Below are 11,220 nucleotides of genomic sequence, written 5' to 3'. Positions count from 1 at the left end.
ATTTTTCGGTGACCATAGCGAAGAGGCTCCACCCGTTCCCATTCCGAACACGGTAGTTAAGCTCTTCAGCGCCGATGGTACTGCATGGGTGACTATGTGGGAGAGTAGGTCGTCGCCGTCTCTTTTTAAAATCCCCAATACACTCATCGTGTATTGGGGATTTTTTTTTGCCTGCAGATTCAAGTAAACATATAATATCGCGGTACTCCTAAAGACAGTATTCCACTCCCTGCATCTTTTACCTTAGCTTTTGGCCTGTTTTTGGATTTATTACCCTCGATAAACCAAGATGTTTTGCATAAAAAAGTATGGCCATACAGCAAGTGAACACAAACGGTGTTCGTCTTCGATGGCCTTGCCGGCTATAGTCAATGCAAAGAAGGAATTTCCTCTACGGATAATATATTTCGATTAGAGCGTAGGGTGGATAAGCGCAGCGCATCCACGCTGATTCCGATGACTATCATTGGTGGATGCGCTACGCTTATCCACCCTACTAGGCTGCCCAGTTATATGGTTGTGGTATGAGTAAAGGGTTAGATTCATGCTGTCTATTTTTTTTACGATGATCACTTAATTGACGAATTCTTTGCTGAACACCAAAGAAATGCTGACGTGAATGTTTCAGCTGTGGTAATTCCATATTTTACATCCGTATGATATCCCCCCGAACAAGAACATAGGAAACACATGAAACAGCATGATGCTGATATGAAAGCCCTTACAATTAATCTTGGTTTTTTATTTGATAAGCAGGATTTATTTATTGATAATGACGGTGATGGATATCCTGATACTACTAATTTAGTACTTGCCGTCGTGCCCGAAATGCAGAGTGGTGCTCTTTGGGCTGGAATTATCAACTTGGCTGCACGCTTTAATATTACATCTAGCGGTAATAAGATTTCCTGCCCTTGCGTTTTAAGTGAACCTGAAGCAGGAACACTTTTAATACAATCGCCTACTGTACATTATGATGCTGCAGCCTGTTTGGAATCGGATCATAATGGTGGCTGGGTATTGTCCGGGAACTGTGAACTCTCCATGAAGAGAGTACTCGATATTCTTGCCATAGAGGATATTTGTTCTCCTGAGGAAACAGTCCTGCGAGTGGTAATACCTGAAGAATCCACTCCTTCCGGGTTTGTATATTTGCAGAGCGGAATTGTAACTGACGTAATCTTACCGCCCCCTCCGGCAGAGCTAGCTATAGAATCTGTAAAGCTTGAAAAAAATGTAGATTTGACGTCGCTTGGAACTACCTTTCTGGCTACAGATCTACACTCTCCCAGGGCAACCCGTTGTACTCTCGGATTGGTATTACCCTCTCAAGTGTCTTCGCTCTGTGGTCAGGCTCTGTTTTCCATAGCATCTACACTTACCTCGCAGGCCACTGAAATACTATTACCGTTTGCCCAGGTTGCGAATAACCCTAATGCGGAATTTTGTCTTACTGTTATAGAAAACCAAGATAAAGTGGCATGGTTTCATGGTTCAAACAATCAATTTACTGCTGTCGGCGGGACACAACCTCTGGTCAAATTACTTAAAGAACTCGAACGTCTCTGGTTTGAAAGCGACATACCTGGTGGCGATTCTTTAGAGACTTGGAAAACACGGGTCGCTGCAGCTGCCATGATTGTCCAAGGGGAGGGTCAAGAAGGTTACCTTGCTCATGAATTAGTACAAGGGCGGTTATTACCGCCCCAAGATCGATTAAGTTGGAATAGAATTTCAAAAGACTGTCGCAGGCTTGGACTATCCGTACCTGAACAACAGGTAAAAAGTTTTCCTATAACCCGTAAGATGAAGCTTGCAGGGGAATGGAAACGACTGGCGACAGCTGCGACCAACATCCCAGTTGGGCAAGGTCAGATATTCTGTCGTGCCTATTTGGGGGCTAATAAACAAAAACGTTTTCAACTTCAAGCTAAGTTGCACGCTCTCTTGCAACAAAAAGGCTATGATCCTCAAGTCGTTGTTTTACGAACGCATAAACCGGCAGTTAGTTGGCTGTTGGAAGAGGTTGAGCCTGCTCTACCCAAGATGGTACATTCCCTGCGCATTAGTTTTCGTCCCTTCTCTATGCCCAACCAAATGGAAAGTTCAACCCGTTGGGCTCAGGAAATATATCCGGCACCTGATGTCGTTTGTCAGCGCCGAGGATGGTCAGTCGATCGAATACACATGGTTATGGATACAACGCAGAATCACGCCTACCTTGTCCAGGCGTTGAACTGCGATGGTGAGTTGCTTAGCGAATGTGGCCTTACTCCACTTTTTTCTCGTATTGACTACACGTTAGAATTGAGAAGCGATCAACAGTGCTATCCTACAACTGCGGGCATCCAACTCAAACAAGATAAGAAGATCTTTTGGCATTGCCAGGTACCCACTGATCGCGAACTTTTCTGGGGCCGATTCCAAGAAAAATGGCTACCCGAAATAACAGCATTAATGAAGGATGCCTTACCTACATTACTTGAACGCAACGCTCTGGCTTTTTGGGAAGAAATCCGTTTTGAGATAGCCATAGACGAAGAACAGGAACAACTCGGGCTTGGCGAAGAACGAATCGCACCCATGGAAGCGTTGCATGAAGATGTATATTTCGGGCTGCTTGCCTTTATGCAGGCCTTTCGCGACAGGTATTGTCCTGAAACGAATATTCAGTTAGGACGGATTGTACCCTTTGTGCGCCCTGCGGATGGAAAACAACCCTGGGCAAAACTCCTGTTGAAGCCATATAAGCACCGGATTTCGTGTGCCGAGTCTACACCTCAAATCGGCAATATCGGCTTTGAACAAGGATATTTACTTGTAGAATTTCCGTGCGACCAGCACTCAACGAACATTAAAGAGCGTGAACGATTGTGCGAGGCTGCCAAAGCATGGGGGTGCAATTTAAATCCGACTGAAAATGGTTTTCTGTTTAAAGCTCGTCCAGCAAAGAATAATAATAAACAAGGAGTTGCAAGGAACCTTTCTGTACCCGATGCCACTACTATTCCCAGTGGTGAACAGATACGAACATGGACGAAGTCTCTCTCCAGCAGGCCAGGTATTCGAGTAATAAAAGCAGGAAAGAGTCTTATGGGGCGTGATATTCTTGCAGTTGAAGCAACTGGAGACAATGGGATGGCGGTGAGCAGGGCTCGTTTACTGAAGCCCACCCTTTTTATCAATGCACGCCATCATGCTAATGAGGTTTCCGGTTCTAATGCAGCCATGTGTTTGCTGCATGAACTTGCCTCAGGTGCCGCCACATCAGAAATGCTTATGAGATCCAATGTTGTTGTCGTACCACTTGAAAATGCCGACGGTGTGGCGACCCTAGAAGAAATGTTACCATACGCTACAGACCACAAACTGCATGCTGCTCGCTATAATGCGCTCGGCATGGAGTGGTATGATCAGTATTTTGATCCTGACACGCTTTTTAGTGAGGCGAGGGTAAAAGCAAGACTGTTTGAACGGTGGTTACCTGAGTATATGCTTGACCTGCACGGTGTACCCAGCCATGAGTGGGAACAGCCTTTTGCAGGATATATCAGCCCCCGTTTTAAGGAACACTGGATTCCGCGTTCCTTTGTCTATGCCATTCTGCCGTTTTATGATCAACCAGACCATCCCGGTAGTGATGAGGCTAAACAGCTTGCAGCGACAATGTCAGCGGCCATGGAAAAAGAACAGGATATTGTCCAACTCAACCAAGAGATTTTTAACCGGTACGAGCGGTATGCGAAAGCCTTTGAGCCGGAAGTATTTACTTCGGATTTGGAACGATCATTGGTAGTTGTTCCGACATGCGAAAGAATCAGTAAAACGAATTATGCGCACCGGAAATGGCCGTTGGTAAAAAGTGAGGTGATTACCGAAGTGCTTGACGAGGTTGCGCGAGGTCCTTGGCTTGAACAGTGCACAAGGGCTCATCTGGTTATCATCAAAACCATGTTAACCCGTATGTGCAATAGCCGACAAAAAGCAGATTTGGTTCGTGAGGAGCAGCCAGGTGGAGTTTTGTTTTCCTGGCGCAGACAAGAAAACGGTTAAGAGGTTACCAGTTGTTGCAGGTATGCCTCCACTGCTTCCCTGGTTGAGAATTCAGGGAGAATCCATCTCTTAATGGAGTCGAGTTCCTCCTGAAAGGTCTGCAGTATAACCGGGTTGCTGGTGGAAAACCCTGATAGTCTTCCAGGGCGTTCGCCAGGCACGTAATGACCAGGCTTTGCACAGAAGTTGAACTGAATGTCTGAGCCGTCTGTCGGCTCTTTGATGGAAAACAGCATGTAAGAGCAGACACCGGTAATGTGCACTTTGAGGTTAGGAAAGCGCTGGTGGTAGTCGAGCAGGTTAGCCACATGTTTTTTCCGCCAGTATTCTTCTTCATGGTTCCCATTTGCCCGAACATAGTCTTCCAGGCATTCACGGCAGAGATAGTGGGTGATGGTATAGTTTTTGAGGTTGACCTCAAGCTGCTTGCGGCGAACTTTCCCTATGGTTTCGAGTAATTCTGCGTACAAGGGGTGTGCTTCTACCAGCCGACTGTCACTAAAGCTGCGATGGCCAGGCTCTCGCAAACAGACCGTTGGGCGATCATTGACCATAATTTGGTCGCCTTGTATATATTCCATGGCATAGACGGCCAGTTCATAAGCATAAAAATCACGGAGAGGGAATAGTGCCGTGGTTGTTTTCCGTTTGTGAGCGGATTCAATAAAACTGTCAATATCGTCTGAGGAAAGACTTGCTCTATCAAAGACCCTGAGCATTTCATCGATGCGGTTTAAATTCATATTCAAGGCGATGGCAAGACGTAGGAGTTTTCGGCGGTCCACATTGGCGATTTTGCCCTGTTCCAGGTCCCTGATATAGGTGTTGGTAAGACCGGCTGCGGCTGCGACCTGGTTACGGGGCATTTTGCTGGAACTAATCAGCGTACAGATGAGGTCGGCTCTGAGGCGTCGCTGCTTGGTTAAAGACATGGTGACGTTTTTTTGTTGGGAACGCACAAAAGCGCTCTGTTTGGTTTTGCAGGGAGAATGACCATTTAGCTAATTTTTCATGTGAAGTTTATATTAAATCATTTTAAGTTGAAAACAAAAAGTAATTTAATATTTTATATTAAACCAGTTTAATATTTTGCTTGACGTACAGAGTAATAACATTCTAAATTCGTAACTATTCAGCAGCACTCCACGGAGTCTGCGCTTACCTCTCTCCACGATCTGCCCGCCCAGCATACCGATGTATCGAAGTCGGGGCTTATTTGCTAAATCGGTATGCTGGTGAACATTTGGAGCACTGCTGAACAGTTACAGTTCGGGGTAGATTGTCAGGTTTTAGATTTTCGCTGAATAATTACCTGGATTCAGTCAGATAATGAAAGGGTGGTGAGGCTTCGCCCAGTTTTGAAGATATGAGCGAAGATTATACAATAATTACACTAAAAGGAGGAAACGCATGCGTACTTTATTGTTGGCACTTTTAGCTGCAGCTCTGATTTTGCCTGGCGCTACCTATGCCAGTCAGGCTGATACCCTTGTCTGGGGGCGAGGTGGAGATTCAGTCAGTCTTGATCTTGCTCAGGCAACCGATGGGGAGTCCATTAAGGCAGGTATTCAGGTGCTCGAGAATCTGGTTATTTTCGGCAAGAATAGTATGGATGTGGAGCCGCAACTGGCTGAGTCCTGGTCTGTTTCCGAAGATGGTTTGACCTGGACCTTTAAGTTGCGCAAAGGTGTTACATTTCATGATGGCGAACCCTTTAATGCCCAGGCAGTTTATGATTCCTTTGCCCGTGTCATTGATGATAAACACCCGCTTCATGGATATGGCAAGTGGCGTTATTTAAGTCTCTCTTTAAAACCGGTTAAAAGCATTAATGTGGTTGATGAGTATACAATCCAATTGGTCACGGAAAAACCCTTTGCACCACTGCTCAACAATCTGGCCCTCTGGCTTTGTCCGATTTTGTCACCCAAGGCGATGTATGAATATAAAGATCAGATAGGTCAACATCCGGTTGGAACCGGTCCATTTACATTCGTGAAATGGGTGAAAGACGATCAGATCGTGTTTGAACGCAATGAAGATTACTGGGGAGAAAAGGCCAAGGTCAACAAAATCGTACTTAAATCTATCCCTGAACCCTCTGCACGATTGATGGCCCTGCAATCAGGTGCTGTGGATATTGCAGACGACCTTGACCCGGATAGTATTAAGTTAGTCGAAAAAAATGCTAATTTAGCGATGATCAAGCGCCCTAGTGTTAATGTCGGCTATCTTGCCTTGAATACTGAAAAACCGTATTTAAAAGATCCCAAGGTGCGCATCGGTCTGAGCCATGCCATCGATAAAAATGCTATTATACAGGCAATCTTTCAAGGCATGGCAATTCCAGCCAAAAATCCCTTTGCTCCATCCATCTGGAGTTATAACGATTCCATCCAACCGTATGAGTATGATCCTGCCAAGGCCAAGAAGATGCTCAAGGAAGCTGGGTTTGATTTTAGCCGTGAACTCGAATTGTGGGCCATGCCAGTCAGCCGTGCCTACATGCCGGATCCGGTAAAGACTGCTGAACTTATTCAGGCATACCTGGCTTCGGTTGGCGTAAAGGCAAAAATCGTGCGCATGGATTGGGGGGCCTATCTAAAGAAGACCTCCAATGGTGAGCATGACCTGTGCATGCTTGGTTGGTTGGGTGGCAACGCCGACCCAGACAACTTCCTCTATGGTTTACTGTCTGCTGATACAGCAAAGACACCTGGTGCTTCCAACGTTTCTTTATGGAAAAATCAGGAGTTTACCGAGCTGTGTAAAAAAGCCCAGACTGTTTTTGATAAGCAGGAGCGTACTGAATACTATATGAAAGCGCAGGTTATAGCGCATAACGAAGCGCCATGGATTCCATTGGCCCATACTACCATCGTTCGCTGTTATAATAAGCGGCTTAATAATGTGCCTCTTCGTCCCAACGGACTCAACAGTTTCCAGATGGTAAGCAAGAACTAGAGGCGAAAAACCGATGACGCTGGGATATATATCAAGGCGGCTGTTTCACCTGGTATTGATCATGTTCGGGGTTTCCGTGCTGGTCTTCCTGATGCTAAGGATGATCCCCGGAGACCCTGCCCAGTTGTTGTTAGGCGAATTTGCCAACCCCGAGGAGCTGGAAAGCCTGCGCGCGCAGTTGGGGTTGAATCAATCTTTGCTGACTCAGTACTGGATTTATCTCAGAAATATCATCCAGGGCGACCTGGGCAACTCATTGCGCAGCAACGCCCCCGTAGCTGGGGAGATATGGGTGCGCTTGATTGCCACTCTGGAACTGTCTCTGGCCGCCATGTTTATTGCAACCGTGGTTGGCGTGGCGGCCGGCGTTTTGTCCGCAGTCAAACAACGTTCCTTTTTAGATTACGCTTCCATGTTCCTTGCTTTGGTGGGTGTTTCCATGCCCATCTTCTGGCTCGGCCTCATGTTGATTTACCTCTTTTCCGTAAAGTATCCCATCTTGCCGATGATGGGGCGGATCACCCTGGGACTTGAGGTTCCGGAAATGACCGGCCTGATGGTGGTTGATTCCCTTTTAGCCGGCAATGGGCAGGCCTTTCTCTCTGCCGTAAAACATCTTCTCCTTCCTTCGTTCACTCTGGCTACCATTCCCATGGCTATTGTTGCCCGGATTACACGTAGTTCCATGCTGGAGGTAATGAGTAAGGATTATGTGAGAACCGCCAGAGCCAAGGGGATGGCTGAGAGTGTGGTTGTTTTGCGTCACGCCTTGCGCAATGCTTTTCTGCCGGTGGTTACTGTGCTTGGCCTTAATCTTGGCTTGTTGCTTGGCGGAGCAGTGTTGACCGAAACTATCTTTTCCTGGCCCGGGTTAGGGCGCTATGTCGTTGATTCCCTTGCTGGAAGGGATTATGCCGCTGTACAGGGATGCATTCTTGTGTTTGCCGCCCTAATGGCAGCTATTAATCTGGCAGTGGATTTAATGTACGTTTTCCTGGATCCGAGGTTACGAGTTGATGAGTAGGTGGGAAGCTCTTAAAGACCTGCGGCAAAGCGTCAGTGCCATGGTCGGATTGGTTTTGATTTTGCTGATTGTGGTGGTCGCAATTATGGGACCATGGATTGCTCCAGCCGACCCGCTCATTCCATCGCCGCTTATTCGTCTGCAGGGACCAAGTGTAGAGCATTTATTCGGCACAGACAGTCTTGGCAGAGATATCTTTAGTCGGGTGATCTACGGAGCCAGAATCTCTTTGATGATTGGCGTCATATCAGTAACTATTTCGCTTATTCCCGGCACTCTTTTGGGACTTCTTGCCGGTTATTTTGGGAAGAGAATCGACAGTATCATTATGCGATGTATGGATATGCTTCTTGCCTTTCCAGCCATACTTTTGGCTATCTTTATTACTGCTATTCTCGAACCAAATTTAACCAACACCATGGTAGCTGTGGGGATTGTATACATTCCCCATTATGCCAGGATCGTGCGTGCAGGTGTCTTAAGCTTGAAAGAGCAATTATTTGTCCAGGCAATTGTGCATCTTGGTGGGAGCCATGGACGCATTCTTTTTAAGCATATCCTACCTAACTGTCTGCCGCCGATCATAGTGTATGCTACGCTGGGTATGGGAACTGCAGTCTTGCAGGCTGCAGCCTTGGGTTTTTTAGGACTCGGTGCCCAGCCTCCTTCACCTGAATGGGGAGCCATGTTAAGCGAAGGGCGGCAATATATTCAGTTAGCCCCTCATGTTGCTGCTTTCCCTGGAGCAGCTATTCTTATCCTGGTACTTGGGTTCAACCTGTTCGGTGATGGTTTGCGCGATGTTTTAGATCCATCTTTGAGGTCGCAATAAATGGAACCAGTGTTACAGATTCAAGGGCTAAAGACCAGGTTTGCCACCAAGCGCGGTATGCTTACTGCTGTCGATGGCGTTAGTTTGCATGTTGACCAGGGCGAAACTTTAGGGATTGTGGGGGAATCCGGTTGTGGCAAATCGGTTACTGCTTTGTCGATATTGCAACTTTTGCCTAAACCTTTGGCCCACATTGCCGAAGGGAAAATTCTTTTTAATGGGCAGGACCTGGTCAAGGCAAAAGAATCGGTTATTCGGGATATCCGGGGTAACCAGATTTCTATGATATTCCAGGAACCCATGACCAGTCTGAACCCTGTCTTTACAGTAGGGTATCAGATTATGGAACCCTTGAAGCAGCATCGCGGGATGAAAAAAGCCCAGGCGCGGCAGGAGGCTGTGCAACTGTTGGAACTGGTCGGGATACCAGAGCCAACAGCAAGAATTGATGACTATCCCCATCAGCTTTCCGGCGGGATGCGTCAGCGAGTAATGATTGCCATGGCTCTAGCCTGCCACCCGGCGGTCATGATCGCAGACGAGCCGACCACCGCTCTTGACGTCACTATCCAGGCTCAGATTCTGGAGTTGATGAAAAAACTACAGCAGGAAATCGGCATGGCAATATTGTTGATCACCCATGACCTTGGAGTGGTTGCCGAAACTTGTCACCGAGTGATGGTAATGTATGCCGGTAAAATAGTCGAATCAGCCGATGTGGGGGAGTTATTTACTCGTCCAGCCCATCCTTATACCAAAGGACTGTTCGACTCATTGCCTAAGCGAGGGCATATAGGGGCATTGCCCACCATTCCAGGGGCGGTACCAAGCCTGTTGCATTTGCCTCCAGGTTGTGCCTTTCAGGACCGGTGCACATATGCTGATAAGCAGTGCAGCCAGGTTCCACCCTGGCAGGAAGTCCATGCAAAGCATGGCGTACGCTGTTGGCATCCGTTGGAGGAGGGCATATGAACACTACTATTCTCAAAGCTGAAAACGTCTGCAAATACTATCCTGTGCAAAGTTCAGGCTTTGGCTCCCGTAAGGGCGTGGTGCGCGCGGTAGATGGTGTGAGCTTATCGGTACGTGCCGGTGAGGTGTATGGGCTGGTTGGTGAATCCGGTTGTGGTAAATCAAGCTTGGGAAGAACGTTGCTGCGCTTGGAGGAGCCAACTACCGGAAAGGTGGAATTTGAAAGCCGGGATCTATGCTCATTGCAGGGGGGTGAATTAAAGGAATTTCGGCGTCAGGCGCAGATTATCTACCAGGATCCGTACTCTGCGCTTAACCCGCGGCAAAAGGTGGGCGATATTATTGGCGAGCCACTGGTTATTCATCATCAGGGTACAAAGAAAGAGCGCGAGGAGCGGGTGCAATGGCTGATGAATGTGGTAGGGTTGCGACCAGGGCAGGCCAGGAGGTACCCACACGAGTTTTCAGGAGGGCAGCGTCAGCGTATTGTCATCGCCCGTGCTTTGGCCCTGCAGCCTAAACTTATTCTGGCTGACGAACCAGTATCGGCTCTTGATGTCTCCATTCAAGCGCAAGTTATTAACTTGCTTCAGGATCTGCGTAAACAGTTCGGGCTTACTTATATTTTTATTTCCCATGATCTGTCAGTGGTGGAGCATATCTGCGATCGGGTAGCGGTTATGTATCTCGGTAGGCTGGTTGAGACCGCCGATAAAAAGGCATTCTATGCCGGAGCCCAGCACCCTTACAGCCAGGCCCTTCTTTCTGCTGCCCCGCAACCAGTACCAGGAGCCAAAAAGCAACGCATTATCTTGCAAGGAGATGTACCTAGTCCTATCAACCCCCCTTCCGGGTGTCATTTTCATCCTCGATGTCCTGAAGCGAATACCATTTGCAAGACAGACAGACCTGTTCTTAAAGATCTTGGAAATGGGCATATGGTTGCTTGTCATATGCGCTCCTGATTCAAGTGTCTTGCATAGAACGAAAGCTGCACGACTCATTAAATTCATCTCCACTGCTTTACAAATACCACTACCTGAGAATCAGGCAGGAGGGGGAAATCCAGGTTTGCAACTTTGCAAAAGATACTTTTTTGATGGGTAAGGCAAAGAAAGGAGTGGTAAATCTGAGGCTTTTATTTTCTGTTAATTTAGCCCGACTTTCGCAGTTCGACCTCCGATTTCACTATTTTCGCCCTGTTTTGAAGCGTAACCTCTTGAAGTTGCGTTAGCAGGATGCAAAAATGGCTTGTAGTGCCGACCTACCCCCTTGCTTTGCTGATAATATTGGGCAAGAGTAGGATATGTTTTTACGAGCAAAAAAACGTTTCAAGGATGGCAAAGAGCATCGCTATTGGTCCATAGTAGAAAAT

The 11,220-nt window shown here is 47.2% G+C and carries 7 protein-coding genes and 1 rRNA gene; 7 read left to right on the top strand and 1 reads right to left on the bottom strand.

All coding sequences use genetic code 11. The features are described 5' to 3' along the window. Positions 1–4: 4 nt before the first annotated feature. Both rrf and JWH17_RS22135 read left to right on the top strand, forming a co-directional pair. Positions 5–121: ribosomal RNA gene (gene rrf / locus JWH17_RS22140) — 5S ribosomal RNA — on the top strand. A 569-nt stretch (positions 122–690) separates the two neighbouring features. Further along, positions 691–4,053: a M14 family metallopeptidase gene (locus tag JWH17_RS22135; RefSeq protein ID WP_205224882.1), complete on the top strand. Its 3,363-nt coding sequence runs from the start codon at positions 691–693 to the stop codon at positions 4,051–4,053. Here JWH17_RS22135 and JWH17_RS22130 read toward each other — a convergent pair. Further along, on the bottom strand, positions 4,050–5,012 hold the full coding sequence (locus JWH17_RS22130) for a helix-turn-helix domain-containing protein (protein ID WP_205224881.1): 963 nt from the start codon (positions 5,010–5,012) through the stop codon (positions 4,050–4,052). The two genes, JWH17_RS22135 and JWH17_RS22130, sit on opposite strands and share 4 nt — an antisense overlap. A gap of 451 nt (positions 5,013–5,463) precedes the next feature. On the opposite strand from JWH17_RS22130, the gene JWH17_RS22125 reads away from it, so the two are divergent. Genes JWH17_RS22125 through JWH17_RS22105 form a run of 5 tightly spaced genes read left to right on the top strand, consistent with a single transcriptional unit; the run spans position 5,464 to position 10,810 of the window. Beyond that, on the top strand, positions 5,464–7,017 hold the full coding sequence (locus JWH17_RS22125) for an ABC transporter substrate-binding protein (protein ID WP_205224880.1): 1,554 nt from the start codon (positions 5,464–5,466) through the stop codon (positions 7,015–7,017). A gap of 13 nt (positions 7,018–7,030) precedes the next feature. Then, complete coding sequence (locus JWH17_RS22120; RefSeq protein WP_205224879.1) at positions 7,031–8,041, top strand: ABC transporter permease; 1,011 nt, start codon at positions 7,031–7,033, stop codon at positions 8,039–8,041. After that, complete coding sequence (locus JWH17_RS22115) at positions 8,034–8,873, top strand: ABC transporter permease (RefSeq protein ID WP_205224878.1); 840 nt, start codon at positions 8,034–8,036, stop codon at positions 8,871–8,873. Before JWH17_RS22120 ends, JWH17_RS22115 begins: the two co-directional genes overlap by 8 nt. After that, complete coding sequence (locus tag JWH17_RS22110) at positions 8,874–9,845, top strand: ABC transporter ATP-binding protein (RefSeq protein ID WP_205224877.1); 972 nt, start codon at positions 8,874–8,876, stop codon at positions 9,843–9,845. Continuing rightward, positions 9,842–10,810 (top strand): ABC transporter ATP-binding protein, encoded by a 969-nt coding sequence (locus JWH17_RS22105; RefSeq protein ID WP_205224876.1) that lies wholly within the window; start codon positions 9,842–9,844, stop codon positions 10,808–10,810. Before JWH17_RS22110 ends, JWH17_RS22105 begins: the two co-directional genes overlap by 4 nt. Positions 10,811–11,220: the final 410 nt, after the last annotated feature.

Source organism: Desulfogranum marinum, from assembly GCF_016918565.1.
Classification (GTDB): domain Bacteria; phylum Desulfobacterota; class Desulfobulbia; order Desulfobulbales; family Desulfobulbaceae; genus Desulfogranum; species Desulfogranum marinum.
The sequence above is the reverse complement of the archived record's forward strand: the minus strand, read 5'-3'. Positions and strand labels throughout refer to the sequence as shown.

Coding starts and splice junctions, on each gene's coding strand:
- JWH17_RS22135 (WP_205224882.1), top strand. CDS start 691: ATGAAACAGCATGATGCTGATATGAAAGCCCTTACAATTAATCTTGGT.
- JWH17_RS22125 (WP_205224880.1), top strand. CDS start 5,464: ATGCGTACTTTATTGTTGGCACTTTTAGCTGCAGCTCTGATTTTGCCT.
- JWH17_RS22120 (WP_205224879.1), top strand. CDS start 7,031: ATGACGCTGGGATATATATCAAGGCGGCTGTTTCACCTGGTATTGATC.
- JWH17_RS22115 (WP_205224878.1), top strand. CDS start 8,034: ATGAGTAGGTGGGAAGCTCTTAAAGACCTGCGGCAAAGCGTCAGTGCC.
- JWH17_RS22110 (WP_205224877.1), top strand. CDS start 8,874: ATGGAACCAGTGTTACAGATTCAAGGGCTAAAGACCAGGTTTGCCACC.
- JWH17_RS22105 (WP_205224876.1), top strand. CDS start 9,842: ATGAACACTACTATTCTCAAAGCTGAAAACGTCTGCAAATACTATCCT.